The organism is Oricola cellulosilytica, from assembly GCF_019966575.1.
Classification (GTDB): Bacteria; Pseudomonadota; Alphaproteobacteria; order Rhizobiales; family Rhizobiaceae; genus Oricola; species Oricola cellulosilytica.
The window spans coordinates 166,341-183,354 of record NZ_JAINFK010000006.1 but is presented as its reverse complement, the minus strand read 5'-3'; the positions used below and the strand labels follow the sequence as shown (position 1 = coordinate 183,354).

The following is a 17,014-nucleotide window of genomic DNA, read 5'->3' as shown; positions in this document are numbered from 1 at the left end:
AGCTCGATCTGGCCCGCTATCTCAAGCGCGCGGTTCCGACGTCGACCGACTTTCTGGCAAACCACGCATGTGGTGTGCGATAGCAGATGTCGCGTACCATCTCGGCAAGGGCATCGAAGTCGTTCGGGACGAGGCCGTCCTGCATCCATCGGCCAAGCATCCGGCACAGCAATCTGCGGAAATACTCATGCCGTGGAAATGAAAGCAACGAACGGCTGTCGGTTAGCATCCCTGTAAATGTCGAGATCAGGCCCATTTGCGAGAGCTGCGTCATTTGAGACTGCATTCCATCCAATTGATCGTTGAACCACCAGGCTGCGCCTGCCTGGACTTTGCCTGCCCGGCTACCATCCTGAAAGTTGCCGGCGGTTGTGACAAGGATCGGGTTTAGCGCCGGATTGAGTGCGTAGAGGATCGTGCGCGGCAATTCGTTGCTGCGGTCGAGCCGATCGAGCAGCAGGTTCAACCCTTCGGCGATCGGGCGGTCCCTGATCGAATCTCCGCCGGCATCGCGTCCGACTTGCATTAGAAGGCGGCTGCGGGTGTTGCGCAGCGCGCCGATATGGAGCTGCATCACCATGTCTCGCGCCGCGTATGCGCGCCCAAGCGCGATGAGGAGCGCAGACCGCCAAGCCGCGGTTTCGGACTCATCGGGATATTTGCCTTCGAGCCGGGCGGACAGAATCGCGTCAAGCTTCACTGCGCTGACCTCTTCGCCGGCCTCCAGACAGTCGATGCCGTGATCCGCGGCCCGGGCTCCGGCTGCAAGGAATGCATCGAGCCGCGCATCGAGCGCGCCGAGAAGGTCGTCCCAGCGCCGCACCGGTTGACGGGCGCAAGCCGAGAGCCTCTCAATCCAGTCGGTGAAGTCCGGTGCCTCAATTGCGAAAGCGCGGTCAGGGCGGAAGGTTGGGATCATTCGCAACTCTGTGTCCGTCTCGGCCGCGAAGACCCTGTGATGTTCGAGACTGTCCGTAGGATCGTCGGTGGTTGCGACAAGTTCGACATTCATGCAAGAGAGCAGGCCACGAGCGCGGAAGTCCGGTCGCGCGAGGCAGTTCCCTGCGACCTCCCAGCAATGATCGGCCGTCTCGGGTGACAGAACCGTTCCCCCGAGGCCGAAGTAACGCCACAATTCCAGATGCGCCCAGTGATGAACCGGATTGCCGAGCGCGCGGGGCAGCGCGGTGGCGAAAGCGTTATATTTCGTTCGAAAATCGGCCGATCCGGTGATCCGTTCTTCGTTAATGCCCGCCCAGCGCATAAGCCGCCATTTGTAGTGGTCATCTGCGAGCCAGATTTCCCCAAGTGACTCCCAACTGCGGTTTTGGGCTATATCTTCGGGGCGCAAGTGGTTGTGATAATCGACGATCGGCAGGCCCGCAGCCACCTCATGGTAGAGACGCCGCGCCGGTTCGGTGTCGAGCAGGAAGTCAGGGCCGAGAAACCGTGTCATGGCAGATCTCGATGAGAGATGGCGCGGTCGAGGACGGTGCGTACTCCTTCGGACCGCAAGGAAGCGTATGCGGACTGGATGGCGGAGACGAAACGCGGATCTCCGGACAAATTCGGTGGGAAAATTTCGCGCAGAGCGAGTAGCGCGGCAACATATGAGGGACCGTCCGGGATCGCGCCAGCCTCGCCGATTTGCTCGGCCAACGGATCGTTAAGCGGTAGAGTGCGGCCGGAATCGTCGCGGCCTCGCGCCCAAGCCATCCAGCCGGCTACGGTCAGCGACATGATCGGCCAGGCGCTACCACGGCTTAGATGCCATGTGATCGGCGCTAGCAGGCGCTGGGGTAGCTTCTGGCTGGTATCGGTGGCGATTTGGCTGCAGCGGTGGCGCAGATGTGTATTGGCGAACCGCGCCAGGAGGGCTTGGCCGTAGCCCGGCAGATCGGCCCCGGCGAGCGGCGGCAGCGTGGGTGCGGCCTCGTCCAGCATTAACCGGCGGGCGGCCTCCACCAACCTGTTGTCGCCCATGCATTCGTCGATCGTCTGAAAACCCAAGAGGCCGCCGAGATGAGCAAGCATCGTGTGGCTGGCGTTTAGCATCCGAAGTTTCATGGCCTCCCATGGCCGGATGTCGGTCACGAACTGTGCGCCGCCGAGATGGAGGGGTGGGCGAGGGCCGTGAAACCGGTCTTCTATTACCCATTGCAGGAAGGGTTCGGTCACAATGCCATTGGGGTCGTCGGCACCGGTCAAATCCGCGATGAGCGCTCGGCCCTCATTGTCAAGAGCCGGGGTGATACGGTCCACCATTGATGACGGGAATGTCGTCGTCTTGGCGATCCAGTCAGCGAGACCGGCATCTCGCGCCCGGGCAAAGTCGAGAACTGATCGCGCCAGCAATCTGCCGTTTTCGGGGAGGTTGTCGCAGGACAGTAGGGCCAGCCCGGGAAGTCCCGCTGTGCGACGGCGGTTCAAACCCTCGACCAGAAGGCCGGGCAGGCTTCGCCATCCGCCTCGCGCCAGATCGGCCTTGACGCTGGGATCCTCGCTGTTCAGCATTCCATTTCGCAGGCAGTAACCCTTTTCAGTCACGGTTAGCGTGACAGCTATGAGTTCGGGTTCACTCAGCGCTCGAACGACTGCTTCTCCTCCGTCGCGTGCAGGCTGGAATGTACCGAGGATGCAGTCGATTTGCTTTGTACGGGCACCGGCGTTATCGATCTCGACGAGTACATAGGATCCGCCGGCCGTATCTAGGGCGTTCAGCAACTCGGTGCCGGAATGGAGCCGCGCGACGCGGATGCCCCAGTCCGCTTGTGCCGCAGGTAGAGCGTCCAGCATCCGCTGTACCACGGCCACCGTGTGCGCGCGGGCAAAGCCCCCGAATCCGATGTGGAGAAGGCGAGGTTGGAGGGTCCCGCGCCGGACGGTCAGGTGCGCCATGAGACCTCCGCACTTGCGGCTACTGGCGCGCCGTTAGATGTCAGCCGGCGGGAATCGCCAGTGGCGAGATGAAGCCGCAACGTCGGATGCGGCGGTTCGCGACGACCGCTCTGTGAAATTTCAAGGCGCAACTCGTTGCCCACACCCGAAAGATGCAGGCGCGTAAGGCAATAATCGCCCTCCAATGCCCCGGTTGTGTCGCGGTCGTCGTAGCAAAGCGACTCGACAGCGAAGTCACCGGGGGCAGGGTAGATCGCCAGTTCTCTTGCTGTCTCGGCTTCGGGGGTGGCGCGTCGCGCGCCGATCGATAGTGGAAGAACCGAACCGGCACGCACAAAAAGCGGGACAGAGGCGAGCGTCACCGGCATGTCGATGTCGCTCCCGGGAGAGTGCCAGACACCGGTATGGAAGTCTACCCAGCCGGTCGCGTTTACGGGCAGGCGCAAGCGGCGGCGTGTAGCTCCAGCCTCAACTACGGTCGCAACCAGAAGATCGGGGCCCAGCAGAAATTCGTCGCTGTCCGCGAAGCTGGCCGGATCGTCCTCGTGATCGAGAAAGAGCGGCCGCAGGATTGGCTCCTGAGCGGCTGCGGCGCGCCACAGGCACGTATAGAGATAAGGCAGAAGCCGGTAACGCAGACGGACTGCTGCGGCGACCAATGGGGTAACCTCTGGATGGGTCCACGGCTCGGTTGCGCTGTTATCCGCGTTCCACGAATGGATCGTGAAACGCGGATGAAAGATACCATTCTGAACCCAGCGCAACAGAAGCTCCGGGCCAGGCTGCGGCCCGGCGAAGCCGCCGGTATCGTGACCGATGTTGAAGAATCCCGAAAGTGACAGACCGAGCCCCATGCGGATGTTCCAGCGCAGGGTCTCCCAATCAGTGTGGTTGTCGCCGGTCCAGGTCTGGGCATAGCGCTGAATGCCGGTGCCTCCGGAGCGAGTCACCAAATAGGGGCGGCGGTCCGGCGCATGGGCGCGTTGTGCCGCATCGGAAGCCCGCGTCATGAGCAGCGCCTGTATAGGACGTATCTGAGAGATGTCGAGCGGCCGTCCAAAGCCCGCGCAGCGCGCTTCCCGGTTCCAGACCTCGAATTCGTTGTTATCGTTCCAAGTTGCGGCGATTCCGCGATCTAGCAGTTCGCGGCGCACGTGAAGCTTCCACCAATCTACCGTCGCGGGATTCGTAAAGTCGAGATGCGAGCCTTCGTCGTCCCAGAACACCGAGGACTCGGGCTCGCCGGTCTCGCTATCCGTAATGAAGAGGTGCTGCTCCTCGGCCTCGGCCCGGCGCGGATGATCGTTAAGCAGACAGGGCTTGATGTTGGCGATGAGCCGCACGCCGGCGGTATTGAATCGTGCGGTAAACTGATCAGGATCGGGAAACCGGTCGCGGTTCCAGTGGAACACGTAGCGCTTGTTACCGATCGCGGTGTAGCCCGACGAAAGATGGAAACTGTCGCAGGGGATATCGTATCGGTCTAGTTCGTCGAGAAACCCGGCCAGCCGGGACTCGGCATCTGGGGCATCGGTATAGGCCATGGTCGAACCGGAGTAGCCCAACGACCAGCGCGGCGGAAAGGCTGTGCCCCCGGTCATTCTCGCCTGCTCGCGCACCAACGTCATGATGTCCGGCGACCAGCGCATATAGTAGTCAAGATCACCATCGGCGGTCCGGAATGCGCGGTAGGGCGGGTGGTAGTTATCGCGCTCGTTGCCGAGGTCGAACCACGCGGTAGCGGCGGTATCATAGTAAAGGCTGTAGCTGCCGGCGGTCTCGGTTCGCGTCAGCGTGAAGGGGATATGCTTGTAAAGCGGATCAGTCGTTTGTGCGTCGTATCCGAGCGCGTCGAGGTTGCGCATCTCGTACCGTCGACCCGAGCGCTCAAGTGGGCCCGCTTTCTCGCCGAGGCCGTATATCCGTTCGCCCGGCGCACGCAGCAAGAAATGTTCGGCGGCATGGTCGGTCCTGCCCAGCAGATAGGCTCCGGTAGGGCGGTCCTCGGCGAAGGTCTTCCACGTGCCGCCGATAAGCGCCTGCCAAGTCAGGCGCAGCGGCCTGCCGACTAGCAAGCGCAGGTCTTTGGTCGCCAGCGTGATGCGCTCGGCTTCGGCGTCCAATTCGTGCGCGGGGCAGGGGAAGCCAGACAGATCGTCACGCGCGCGCCCTTCCCAGGGAGTGTCTCCCTGGGGAGCGATGGCCCAGGTGCGATCCAGCCGCCAAAGGCCGCGGTTGACAAGCGAGATGCGGAAGAGCGTCTTGTCGAGTACCTGCAGCCGCATGAGGCTGCCTCCCTCGAGCGCGAGTTCGATGCCTGCGGGTAAACGACGCCCGATCTGCCAGTTTTTCAGCCGCCGCATTCCGCACCCTGTCAGTAGCCAAGGAAGTAACGTGGCAGAGCGAGGCTCAGCCACGGCATAAAAGTGACGATCAATCCGGTGGAGATCATCACGGCGAAGAACGGCAGGATCGGTCGCAGAACACGAGTGATCGGCACACCGCCGACCGAGCAACCGACGAACAGCGCCGATCCTACCGGCGGGGTGCAAATGCCGATACACAGGTTGAAGGTCATGATAACGCCGAAATGTACCGGGTCGACGCCTATCTGCTTGACCACTGGCAGGAATATCGGGGTGAAGATCAGAAGCGCCGGAGTCATGTCCATAAAGGTACCTACGAACAAGAGAACCATGGTGATTACCAGCAGAATCACCGTGGGATTGTCGGATATGCCGAGCATGACCTCGGCAATGGCCTGCGGGATCTGGCCAAAAGCCATCACTCGCGACATCGCGATCGAGGCGCCAATCAGCATCAGCACGATCGATGTCGTTACCGCGGATTCCACCAGGATTTTGGGCAAGTCGCGGATTCCGATCTCGCGGTACCAGACGAGCGTGACAAAAAGTGTGTAAAGGACGGCGATGCCCGAGGCCTCGGCCGCAGTGAATACGCCACCGATGATCCCGCCCATGATGACGACGATTAGGCCGAGCGGCAAGATCGCGTTTAGGGTAGCCGTGCGCGCATCCGTCCAGGTAGGGCGCGGTGCAGGCGCATAGTTTTTACGCCGTGCGACGATCCCCGCAACCAGCATGATGCCGAGTCCCATGAGGATTCCTGGCAAGTATCCGGCCAGGAATAGCGCCCCGACTGATGTGCCCCCGGTAATAAGCGAATAGACGATGAAGGTATTTGACGGCGGTATGAGCAAGCCGGTTGGGCAAGAAGTGATGTTTACCGTCGCGGCGAAAGCGGGGTCGTAGCCTTCGCGCTTCTGGATCGGCGCCATCACCCCGCCTACCGCCGCCGCCGCCGCCACTGCAGACCCAGAGATCGAACCGAAAAGCATGTTGGCGATGACATTTACATGGGCGAGCGAGCCGGGAAGAGGGCTGGCGAGGATTTGGGCAAAATCCACCAGCCGTCGCGCCATGCCGCCCGAGTTCATGATGTTGCCTGCGAGAATGAAAAACGGGATCGCCAGAAGGGTGAAGCTATCGAGTCCCGAGGCCATCTGCTGGGCTACGATGAACATCGACTGATCGAAGTTCATGAAAAGAAGGAATGTCAACGCGGCTGCGGCACCAATCGCGAATGCGATCGGCACGCCCAGCGCCATCAGCAAGGCAAAGGAGCCGAATAGAAGAAGACTTGCTTGGCCCATTGCGAACGCCCCTAACCCGTGGTGTTGCTATCAGACGAAGGGAGGATGCCGTCGTCCTCGCCACGCGCCAACCCGCGCGCGAACCACAGGCAGTAGAAGAGGATCGCGCCACCTGCGACCGGGATCGCGGCGTAAATCCAGCCCATCGGCAAGCCAAGCGTCGGTGTAATCTGGCCGCTCATTAGCGTGCGCAGGACGAGGTCACTTCCGCCTCGGACCATCACGAGACCGGCAAAGATCGCCACGATGGCAAGGATCGTTGCCTCGGCGGCGGTGCGCGACCGGCCGGTCAGGGTCTGGGGTAGAAAATCGATTGCAAGATGCCGCTTTTGCCCGAACGCATAGGCGCCGGAAAGCAGCGCCAGCCACATGAATAGAAGCCGCGCGATCTCACTCGTGCTGGTGCTGGGAATGCCGAGGATATAGCGCGTAACCACCTGCCAGATGACTGCCCCTGCGACCAAGGCCAGTATGGCGCCGCTCGCTGTCGCTAGGAAAACGTCAAGCGCGCGTTTTAGGGCCATCAAGCCCGTTACGCCGCGCAACTGCACACGACCGCGCCTGCGTTCATAGTCGTCCTCCCTCAACAATGGCGGCATATTCGGGCAAGAAATAAAATTGGTCAACCAAAATCTGAAAATTAGTTGACAAAAACAGATTCTGGTCGACATATTTTGATTGTTGCCGGTTGGAGGCCGTCAAAGGCCGACAGACGATGGTAATACAACCCGGGAGGATTACGAGATGACGACGATTTGGCGCAAATTTGCGCTTTCCGCCGTGGTGCTGGCCGCATCAACGGCGCTCACACAGGCCGAGACGGTCCTGCGCCTTAGCCACAACAACCCCGCCGACCATCCAACGCATATTAGCATGGAATTCATGGGCAAACGGTTGTCTGACCTGACTGGCGGTGAGCTTTCGATCCAGGTCTTTCCGAACGCCGAACTGGGCAATCAGCGTGAATCGATGGAACTGGTGCAGAACTGCGCGCTTGAAATGGCACGATCGAATGCTTCCGAGCTCGAGGCGTTTGAGCCCGCGTACAGCGCTATGAACCTGCCCTACATCTTTAAAAGCGAAGAGCATTTCAACAAGGTCGTCTCTGGCGAAGTCGGCCAGAAGATCTTGAACGCTTCGGCCGATAACGGATTTCTCGGCGTGGCATTCCTGACAGAGGGCGCGCGCTCTTTCTATGGCAATAAGCCGATCCATTCGCCGGACGATCTCAAGGGCGTGAAGGTTCGGGTGCAGCCCAGTCCCTCGGCGATTCGCATGGTCGAGCTTCTCGGAGGAAGTCCGACGCCGATCGATTGGGGCGAACTGTACAGTGCGTTGCAGCAGGGCGTCGTTGATGCCGCCGAAAACAATCCGACCGCTTTGACCAACGCTCGTCATGGAGAGGTCGCGAAGTTCTTTTCGCTTGATGAGCACACGATGATTCCGTCGGTCGTGGTCATCTCCAAATGTACCTGGGATGGCATGACGCCGGACCAACAGGCCGCGATGCGTCAGGCGGCAAGCGAGGCGCAAGAGTTCCACCGTCAGAACTGGAACAAGACGGCCGATGCTGCAATCAAGCAGGCGGAGACCGAAATGGAGGTCAACGTTAATACCGTTGAAAAAGCACCCTTCATTTCTGCTGTGCAGCCGATGTATGCCGAGGTCGCGGCCAAATCGCCGCTTGTGGCCGAACTCATCAGCGAAATCCAGGCGATAGCCCAGTAGGCCATGCTCGAGCGCTCCGCCTTGGCCGGCAATGCGCTTCGGGCGCTGCATGAAGAGGACTATTTTCGTCCCTTCGAGACATGTGATCTGAATGCGGAGACGCTTATCCATACCCGCGGGCGGCAGGCATTGCCGCTCGACGGCGCATGGAACTTCTGCGTTGATCTTCTCGATACCGGGCTGCGCCAGCGTTGGTATGCGATGGAGCCGGCGTCGCCGGAGGAGCGGGATCTGCCTTGGGACTACGATCCTTATGTGGGAGAGACGGTGCCGGTGCCGTCCTGCTGGCAGATGTTGCGGGAGAAGTGGTATTTCTTCGAGGGCTCGGTCTGGTACACACGCCCGCTCGACCTGACGCCGGTGCCGGGACGACGTTACATCCTGAGGATCGGTGCGGCTCAATATGATTGCAAGCTGTTCGTGAACGGCAGTTTCGTGGGCAACCATGCCGGCGGCTCGACACCGTTTTGCGCCGACCTGACCGGGCATCTGCGCCCTGGACGAAACTGGCTCATGCTCTGTGTCAACAACACCCGTACGCTGGACCGTGTGCCGATGCGCAACAGCGACTGGTTCAATTACGGAGGGATCTACCGCGAGGTCGCGCTTTACGACCTGCCTGAGGCGTTTTTGCGTAGTATGTTTGTTCACCTCGTCGCCGACGGTAACAATCGCCGCATTCGAATCGTCGTCGAGGCTGAGGGACTTTCTTGCGCGACAGTAGAAATCCCGGAACTGGGCGTCTCGGGCGAAATCGCCGTTGATGGCGGTCGTGGCGAGATTATTCTGGAAGCCGCGCTCGAACTTTGGTCACCGGAGAACCCACGGCTTTATGACGTCATCCTGCGCGGAGGTGATGATGAGATACGCGACCGGGTCGGGTTTCGGACGGTGGTTGTGCGCGGTCACGAAATCCTCCTGAACGGTCGACCGGTCTGGCTGCGTGGGATTGCAGTGCATGAGGACGACATGCTAACGGGTAAGTGTACTTCGGAGGAGGATCTTCGCCGGCGATTCTTGCACGCGCGAGAATTGGGTTGCAACTTCCTAAGGCTCGCACATTACCCGCATCACGAACGCGCCGCCGAACTGGCCGACGAACTCGGCTTCTTGCTTTGGGAAGAAATTCCCGTCTATTGGGCCATCGACTTCGCCAATCCTCGAACCTTCGAGGATGCGCGGAATCAGCTCACCGAACTCATCCGTCGCGATCGCAACCGGGCCAGCGTGATCTTTTGGTCTGTCGGCAACGAAAACGCCGATACTGACGCCAGACTTGCCTTCATGACCGCTCTTGCCAGCACCGCGCGGGACGAGGACGGTACACGGCTCATCACTGCTGCCTGCCTTGTGAACCACGCCGCTTGCCGGATCGAAGACCGGTTGGTCGACTGCCTCGACGTGATTGGCATCAACGAATATTATGGCTGGTATGAGAATGACTTCGCGGACCTTGCCGCAATCGGGCGAAATTCGGAACCCGGCAAGCCGGTGCTGATTTCTGAAACCGGGGCGGATGCCGATATTTCCGACTGCGGACCGGAGCGGGGACTTTTCAGCGAGTCCTATCAGGCTGAAGTTTATCGCAGGCAATTGGAGATTCTGCGCGCCATTCCTTGGGTGCAAGGCATGTCGCCCTGGATACTCTACGACTTTCGGGTCGAGCGGCGGCAGAACGTATTTCAGCGGGGCTACAACCGGAAGGGCCTGATCGCTGCCGACAAGGCCACGAAGAAAGAAGCTTTTCGCGTATTGTCCGAGTTCTATGAAGAGGTGGCCCGCATGGAGGAGGTTCGTTTGTGACCGCTAGAAGGCGCTATCGCGAGATTGCTGACAGGTTGCGCGCGGAAATAGTCGCCCGCGGTTACCGGCCTGGCGACCGGATTCTGACGGAGCGCCAGATCGCGGAGGTATTCGACGTGCCGCGATCCGTGGTTCGTGAGGCGGTGATGATGCTGGAGATCGAGGGATTCGTCGAAGTGCGCAAGGGATCTGGTATTTATTTACTGGTCGAACCCGGTGCCCGAAGTGGCGATTTACGCGATGATATCGGGCCGTTCGAGCTTCTGCAGGCGCGTCAGGTCCTCGAAAGTGCGATCGCCGAGCAAGCGGCGCGGACGATAACCAAACCTTACATCGTGAAGATGCGTGAGGCCCTAATGCTCGAGGCGCGGGAGATTGAAACCGGCGAGGGGGATTTTTCGGGTGACCGGCTGTTTCATCAACTGATTGCGGAAGCAACGCAGAACTCTGCGTTAGCGGATGTCGTTGACGAATTGTGGCGCAAGAGAGCCCGCAGTCCGATGTGGGCGCAGCTTCACGAGCGGATTTTCGATGTTTCCTACCGTCGGCGTTGGCTTGGCGACCATCAAGCGATTCTGACTGCGTTGCAGCAGAAAGATCCGGCGGCCGCGCGGCAGGCAATGTGGCAACACCTCGAAAACGTGCGGACGACCTTGTTCGATCTCTCCAATGCGGAAGACCCGGATTTCGACGGGTATCTCTTTACCTCCGTCTCGGCGTCGCAGGGCTGAATATCGGGGGTACGGATGCTGCACTGCTGGCGCTGGTTCGGGCCCGATGACCCGGTGAGCCTTGCCGAAATCCGGCAGACCGGGGCCGTTTCGGTTGTCACGGCCTTGCATCAACAAGCCAACGACACCGTATGGCCGCGTGAAGAGATTCGCGCTAGGCGCGCGGCGATAGAAGCGGCCGGCCTTTGTTGGAATGTGGTCGAAAGCATCCCGGTGCACGAGGACATCAAGACCGGTGCGGTCGGCTGGCAGGACAAGGCCGATGTTTGGGCTACAACCGCCGAAAACCTTGCTGCCGAGGGCGTTTCGACAATTTGCTACAATTTTATGCCGGTGCTCGACTGGACGCGTACCGACGTGGATCACCGGCTTCCAGACGGTGCGTCCTGTCTTCGTTTCGATGCCGCCGATCTCGCTGTTTTCGACTTGCATTTGCTGGGCCGGGCGGGCGCCGCCGAGAGTCACCAAGCCGAGATCGTTGAGCGGGCTGAGGCGCGCAACGCAGCGATGGACGCGGCGGAGCGCGCACGGCTGACAAGTACGATTCTCGCCGGCCTGCCGGGATCCGAGGAGAGCTATACGCTCGACGAATTCCGCGCTCAACTCGCCCGTTACAACGGTATCGGTCCACGCGATCTGCGCGCAAATCTCGCCGCTTTCCTCGCTCGTGTGATGCCGCGAATCGAGCGGGCGGGTTTGCGTATCGCTATCCATCCGGACGATCCGCCCCGGCCGATTTTCGGCTTGCCGCGCGTCGTCTCGACTGCCGAGGATATGCGCGCGATTTGCGGGATGTGGCTGGGCGTCGCGAACGGTTTTACCTTTTGTACCGGATCTTTGGGCGTCCGACATGACAACGACTTGCCTGCGATGCTTGCGGAATTCCGCGAGCGGGTGCATTTCCTGCATCTTCGCGCCACGCGGCGGGAGGCGGATGGGCAGAGTTTCTACGAGGCGGATCATCTCGACGGCGACGTGGACATGGTCGCTGTGATCAAAGAGGTGCGCGCCATTGAAGCCGTCCGCGGCGAGGCGCTGCCAATGCGTCCCGATCACGGCCATGCCATGCTGAGTGATCTGGGCACGGGCTTTCGTCCCGGCTATCCGGCGATTGGGCGGCTGCGGGGATTGGCGGAACTCCGCGGTGTCGAGCGTGCGCTCGCCTGGATGGCTGCTCGCGAAGTGATGAAACAGCAGAGCTAGACCTCGGAAGAGACCGGTTAATATGAGGGACGATGTTTTGTTGCTTGAGAAAGGGCAGAAGGCGGCGCATATCTGCCATTGCGCTTCCACGCCGGAGCTGTGCCGGCCTTGTCGAAAGTCCACCAAGCCGCCTTATACGAGGGAGACGACCGCGTAGGCCTGTAACGTTTCATGACGAGCGCGGGGCTAGAAATGCCCTTTGGTCGTAGGCAGGATTTCCCAACGCCGAGCCCTTGACTGTCGAGATTGTTCCGCTGTTTTCGGATCGCGGAAACTAGCTGTCTTGGAGCTTTGTATAGAGTTCGACGCGATCCGCTGCAAAGCGTGTCTCGGAATACTGGATCGCTCTGTTGTCCAAGTCTTCATTGACCGAGTGCGTCACCAACACGATCGCGCCGGACGAAAGCTTTAGAAGAGCGATATCATCCGGCGAAGCATGGTGCGCCTCGATCGTGGTCCAACGGCGCACGTAGTCCGGTATACCGTCTGTCGCAAGCGCCATCGTGATAGACTGTTTTTCGGCAAAGACCTCCGCAATATTGCCGAACCGCGCTGCATCGAACCAGGAAATGGCGCGCGATATCGGCATGCCGTCGGTTTCGCTGACCGTTTCGAGCGAGACGCATTCAGTGCCCTCCGGCAAGGCCAATGCTCTGGTAACCTGCGGGTTGGCCTTCGCGGTACCGGTTTTCACAAGCCGGGTGCGAAACGTTTCCGCTTGGCCTTCAAGGCCGGCCGAAAACCGTGTGCGTTTCCCGATGGGATAGGAGAGACGCCTGGGCATACAGACAAAGGTGCCGCGGCCTTGTTCGGAGCGGAGCGCGCCTTCCTGCTCGAGCGCGGCAATTGCGGCGCGCACTGTGTGGCGATTGACGCCATAGCGTTCCGCGAGTTTCATTTCCGGCGGCAGTTTGCCGTTCTTTGCGGCAGCGCCTGTTTCAATTTCCGATCGGATCAGGTCGGCGATCTGCCGCCACAGCGCGACCCCCGATTTTCTTTCAAGTAAAGCCCCTGCCAAAATCCGCACCTGTCACACTCTTGTCATTCGTCGTCTTTAAAAAAATAATATGTTTGCTTGTCTATAACAATAGACAAATTTGCTTTCTCTGGTGGTAGCGTAAACGGCATGGCTGACAACACGGCGGGAAACGCGCGGCAAGAGCGACTTTCAACGCTCGCTTCGGCAAGTAGCGCAGAGCTGATCGAATTGTGGGACAGGGCCGGGATCGACTCCGCTTGCGAAATGGTGCGGGGTCCGGAAATCGGGCTGGTTGCCTTGCGGGGCCGTATCGGAGGCGGCGGCGCGCTGTTCAATTTCGGCGAGGCGACAGTGACGCGGGCGACCGTACGGCTGGAAAACGGTGCGGTCGGCCATTCGGTGGCGCTGGGCCGCGACCGGCGCAAGGCAAAGCTGATCGCGATTCTCGACGCGTTGGCGCAAGACCCTGACATGGAATCGAAAATCGACGCCGAGATCGTTGGCCCGTTGAAGGAGTCGCTGGTTGTGCGCGACAAAAAACGCCGCGCCGAGACAGCGGCCACCAAGGTCGATTTTTTCACGATGGTGCGCGGAGAGGACTGATGACTATAAGTGAAAAGATCGCTCGAGGGGGGTTCGCTGATCCGGTTTTTGCGGCCCAAACGGTTTTTCGCGCAGTGATGGACGCAATGGCTCGGCCTGGCGCTGTTCATGGTGTCAGCACGGATGTTCGGCCGCCGTCGCCTCTCAATGCGACTGCCGCTGCAGTGGCGCTGACGCTGGCCGATGCGGACACGCCCCTCTGGCTCGGAGCGGAGCTGGCGCGCAGCGATGCGGTGAGGGGCTGGCTTTCCTTCCACACCGCCGTGCCGTTCGCCGAATTCATTTCACACGCCGGCTTCGCGATCGTCGCCAATCCGGCAAATGTGCAGCCGCTATCCGGTTTCGCGCTCGGCACGCAGGAATATCCCGACCGCTCGACGACGATCATCATGCAGGTGGAAACGTTGACCAGCGGAGCACCGATGACATTGAGCGGGCCGGGCATCAAGGGAAGCCGGACCATCGCACCGCACCCGATGCCCGGGCATTTCAAAACCCAATGGCGGGACATCAATGGCCATTATCCGCGCGGTGTCGATCTGGTTCTGGCAAGCGAGAATGCCATTGCATGCCTGCCGCGCACCACGCGCATCGGTGAAAGGGAGGTTTGAGCGATGTATGTTGCGGTCAAAGGCGGCGAGACCGCCATTCGCAATGCGCACCGGTTGCTTGCCAACCGCAGGCGCGGCGACCCTTCGGTCCCGTCGCTGACGCTGGAGCAGATCGCCGAACAACTGGCGCTCGCCTGCGACCGGGTAATGAGCGAGGGTTCGGTCTATGATCGCGATCTCGCGGCGCTAGCTATCAAGCAGGCGCGGGGCGATCTGATTGAGGCGATCTTCCTGCTGCGCGCCTATCGCACCACCCTGCCGCGCTTCGGCTATTCTGAACCCGTCGATACGGCGGCGATGCAGGTGGAGCGGCGAATCTCGGCGACCTACAAGGATTTGCCAGGCGGGCAGATGCTGGGCCCGACCTTCGATTACACACACAGGCTGCTTGACCCGGCTTTGGCCGGGGACGAGGAAGTGGAGGCGCCGGAAAGCCATGAAAGCGACGAGACGCCCGTCGTGCGTGTCTCCGACATTCTCGCACGGGAAGGCCTGATCGAGAACGACGGCGTTTCAGAGAGCGAGGAAATCGGCGATCTGACGCGGACACCGATGGAATTCCCGATGAACCGCGATACCCGGCTGCAGGCCCTGTCGCGCGGCGATGAGGGTTTCCTGCTGGCGCTCGGTTATTCGACACAGCGCGGCTATGCGCGCTCGCATCCATTTGCCGGCGAAATCCGGATCGGTGAGGTGGATGTCGAATTCGATGTGCCGGAACTGGGCTTCACCGTCACTCTCGGGCGCATCCGGGTGACCGAATGCCAGATGGTCAACCAGTTCCAAGGCTCATCGAAAGCGCCGCCGCAGTTCACGCGCGGCTACGGTCTCGTCTTCGGCCAGTCGGAGCGCAAGGCGATGGCGATGGCGCTGTGCGACCGGGCGTTGAGGGCGACCGAACTGGGCGAAGACATCGTCGCTGCGGCGCAGGACGAGGAATTCGTCATCTCGCATTCCGACAATGTGCAGGCGACGGGTTTCGTCGAGCACCTGAAACTGCCGCATTATGTTGACTTCCAGGCCGAGCTCGATCTCGTGCGACGCATGCGGGCTGAGCACGCGGCGCGCCGCGATAGCGATAGCGATAGCGACAGTGCCATGCCGGAGGCGGCGGAATGACGATTCACACAGATGACGGGCTGGCGACCTACAATTTCGCCTATCTGGACGAACAGACGAAGCGGATGATCCGCCGCGCCATCCTCAAGGGGATCGCCATTCCCGGCTATCAGGTGCCGTTCGCCTCGCGCGAAATGCCGATGCCCTATGGCTGGGGCACGGGCGGGGTGCAGGTCACGGCGGCGGTGATCGGACCGGACGACGTGTTGAAGGTGATCGACCAGGGCGCTGACGACACGACGAACGCTGTCTCCATCCGTAACTTCTTCGCCAAGGTCGCCGAGGTCGAAACCACGACTGACACGGCAACCGCGTCGATCATTCAGACGCGCCACCGCATTCCCGAGGAAAAGCTGAAGGAAGGCCAGATCCTCGTATATCAGGTGCCGATCCCGGAGCCGTTGCGTTTCCTCGAGCCGCGCGAAACCGAGACGCGCAAGATGCATGCGCTGTCCGAATACGGGTTGATGCATGTGAAGCTCTACGAGGACATCGCCAAGAACGGACACATCGCCACGACCTACGCCTATCCGGTCAAGGTCGAAGGCCGCTATGTGATGGACCCGTCGCCGACGCCTAAATTCGACAATCCGAAAATGCACATGTCGGACGCCCTGCAACTGTTCGGGGCAGGGCGCGAGAAACGCATTTACGCCATTCCGCCGCATACGGATGTCGTCAGCCTCGATTTCGAGGACTACCCGTTTGAGGTGCAGACATTCGTAGAGCCGTGCGCGCTGTGCGCTGCTCATGGCGTCTATCTCGACGAGGTGATCCTCGATGACAAGGGCGGGCGGATGTTCGTCTGTTCGGACACCGACCATTGCGAAAAACGGCGCGAGGGAGGCCATCGCGGCCATCTGGCCGGCGATGCTCGGGAGACGGCGCAATGACCGATCAACCGCTCCTTTGCGTCAACGGCGTTTCCAAATTCTATGGCAACCGCATCGGCTGCCAAGATGTCGGCCTCGAACTGTGGCTTGGCGAAGTGCTGGCGATTGTCGGTGAATCCGGCTCTGGCAAGACGACGCTATTGAATTGTATCTCCACGCGTCTTCCGCCGACCGCGGGAACGGTCAGCTACCGGATGCGGGATGGACAGATGCGCGATCTTTACCGGATGGGAGAGGCGGAACGAAGATTCCTGATGCGCACCGACTGGGGCTTCGTGCACCAGAACCCGGCGGACGGCTTGCGCATGAGCGTTTCAGCGGGCGCGAATGTCGGCGAGCGGCTGATGGCGGTTGGCGAACGCCACTACGGCAATATCCGCGAGACGGCGGAAGACTGGCTCGGGCGGGTGGAAATCGGGCTCGACCGGATCGACGACCAGCCGCGGGACTTTTCTGGCGGCATGCGCCAGCGCCTGCAGATCGCCCGCAATCTCGTCACCGTTCCGCGCCTTGTCTTCATGGACGAGCCGACGGGCGGGTTGGACGTTTCTGTGCAGGCGCGGTTGCTCGACCTGTTGCGCGGCCTCGTCAACGATCTCGGCCTTGCAGTCGTGGTCGTCACCCATGATCTCGCCGTGGCGCGGCTCCTGTCGCACCGCATAATGGTGATGAAGGATGGGGCCGTTGTCGAAACCGGCCTGACCGACCGGGTGCTTGACGATCCGCGCGAGCCTTACACCCAGCTTCTCGTTTCCTCGATCTTGCAGGTGTGA

Annotated in this window: 15 protein-coding genes; 9 read left to right on the top strand and 6 right to left on the bottom strand. The window is 60.8% G+C overall.

Annotated features, from left to right (window positions below; translation table 11 throughout):
- Positions 1–16: 16 nt before the first annotated feature.
- Genes uxaC through LC298_RS15300 form a run of 5 tightly spaced genes read right to left on the bottom strand, consistent with a single transcriptional unit; the run spans position 17 to position 7,095 of the window.
- The gene (gene uxaC / locus LC298_RS15320) at positions 17–1,456 is read right to left on the bottom strand and encodes a glucuronate isomerase (RefSeq protein WP_131569520.1); all 1,440 of its coding nucleotides are present in this window, start codon (positions 1,454–1,456) and stop codon (positions 17–19) included.
- Positions 1,453–2,898, bottom strand: coding sequence for a mannitol dehydrogenase family protein (locus LC298_RS15315; RefSeq protein WP_131569522.1), 1,446 nt, complete (start codon positions 2,896–2,898; stop codon positions 1,453–1,455). The genes uxaC and LC298_RS15315 overlap by 4 nt, the downstream gene beginning before the upstream one ends.
- On the bottom strand, positions 2,886–5,261 hold the full coding sequence (locus LC298_RS15310) for a glycoside hydrolase family 31 protein (RefSeq protein WP_131569524.1): 2,376 nt from the start codon (positions 5,259–5,261) through the stop codon (positions 2,886–2,888). Before LC298_RS15310 ends, LC298_RS15315 begins: the two co-directional genes overlap by 13 nt.
- A gap of 11 nt (positions 5,262–5,272) precedes the next feature.
- On the bottom strand, positions 5,273–6,571 hold the full coding sequence (locus LC298_RS15305) for a TRAP transporter large permease (RefSeq protein WP_131569526.1): 1,299 nt from the start codon (positions 6,569–6,571) through the stop codon (positions 5,273–5,275).
- A gap of 11 nt (positions 6,572–6,582) precedes the next feature.
- Entirely contained in the window at positions 6,583–7,095 is a 513-nt protein-coding gene (locus LC298_RS15300) for a TRAP transporter small permease (protein WP_131569528.1), read from the bottom strand.
- 256 nt (positions 7,096–7,351) lie between these two features.
- On the opposite strand from LC298_RS15300, the gene LC298_RS15295 reads away from it, so the two are divergent.
- The 4 genes from LC298_RS15295 to uxuA are packed head-to-tail and all read left to right on the top strand — an operon-like array spanning position 7,352 to position 12,036.
- Complete coding sequence (locus tag LC298_RS15295; RefSeq protein ID WP_199223300.1) at positions 7,352–8,299, top strand: TRAP transporter substrate-binding protein; 948 nt, start codon at positions 7,352–7,354, stop codon at positions 8,297–8,299.
- Between the two features lie 3 nt (positions 8,300–8,302).
- On the top strand, positions 8,303–10,102 hold the full coding sequence (locus LC298_RS15290) for a glycoside hydrolase family 2 protein (protein ID WP_131569532.1): 1,800 nt from the start codon (positions 8,303–8,305) through the stop codon (positions 10,100–10,102).
- Complete coding sequence (locus LC298_RS15285) at positions 10,099–10,833, top strand: FCD domain-containing protein (protein WP_131569534.1); 735 nt, start codon at positions 10,099–10,101, stop codon at positions 10,831–10,833. The genes LC298_RS15290 and LC298_RS15285 overlap by 4 nt, the downstream gene beginning before the upstream one ends.
- Positions 10,834–10,848: 15 nt before the next feature.
- Positions 10,849–12,036, top strand: coding sequence for a mannonate dehydratase (uxuA, locus tag LC298_RS15280; RefSeq protein WP_131569536.1), 1,188 nt, complete (start codon positions 10,849–10,851; stop codon positions 12,034–12,036).
- A gap of 274 nt (positions 12,037–12,310) precedes the next feature.
- Here the strand turns inward: uxuA and phnF are convergent, their stop codons facing one another.
- Positions 12,311–13,057, bottom strand: coding sequence for a phosphonate metabolism transcriptional regulator PhnF (phnF, locus tag LC298_RS15275; protein WP_428977560.1), 747 nt, complete (start codon positions 13,055–13,057; stop codon positions 12,311–12,313).
- Between the two features lie 105 nt (positions 13,058–13,162).
- Here phnF and phnG point away from each other — a divergent pair, with 105 nt between their 5' ends.
- The 5 genes from phnG to phnK are packed head-to-tail and all read left to right on the top strand — an operon-like array spanning position 13,163 to position 17,014.
- Positions 13,163–13,618 (top strand): phosphonate C-P lyase system protein PhnG, encoded by a 456-nt coding sequence (gene phnG, locus LC298_RS15270; protein WP_131569540.1) that lies wholly within the window; start codon positions 13,163–13,165, stop codon positions 13,616–13,618.
- Entirely contained in the window at positions 13,618–14,229 is a 612-nt protein-coding gene (phnH, locus tag LC298_RS15265; RefSeq protein ID WP_131569542.1) for a phosphonate C-P lyase system protein PhnH, read from the top strand. Before phnG ends, phnH begins: the two co-directional genes overlap by 1 nt.
- Positions 14,230–14,232: 3 nt before the next feature.
- The gene (locus tag LC298_RS15260; protein WP_131569544.1) at positions 14,233–15,348 is read left to right on the top strand and encodes a carbon-phosphorus lyase complex subunit; all 1,116 of its coding nucleotides are present in this window, start codon (positions 14,233–14,235) and stop codon (positions 15,346–15,348) included.
- On the top strand, positions 15,345–16,241 hold the full coding sequence (locus LC298_RS15255) for an alpha-D-ribose 1-methylphosphonate 5-phosphate C-P-lyase PhnJ (protein ID WP_131569547.1): 897 nt from the start codon (positions 15,345–15,347) through the stop codon (positions 16,239–16,241). The genes LC298_RS15260 and LC298_RS15255 overlap by 4 nt, the downstream gene beginning before the upstream one ends.
- A complete protein-coding gene (gene phnK / locus LC298_RS15250) occupies positions 16,238–17,014 on the top strand; it encodes a phosphonate C-P lyase system protein PhnK (RefSeq protein WP_131569549.1) in 777 nt (258 codons plus the stop codon). Before LC298_RS15255 ends, phnK begins: the two co-directional genes overlap by 4 nt.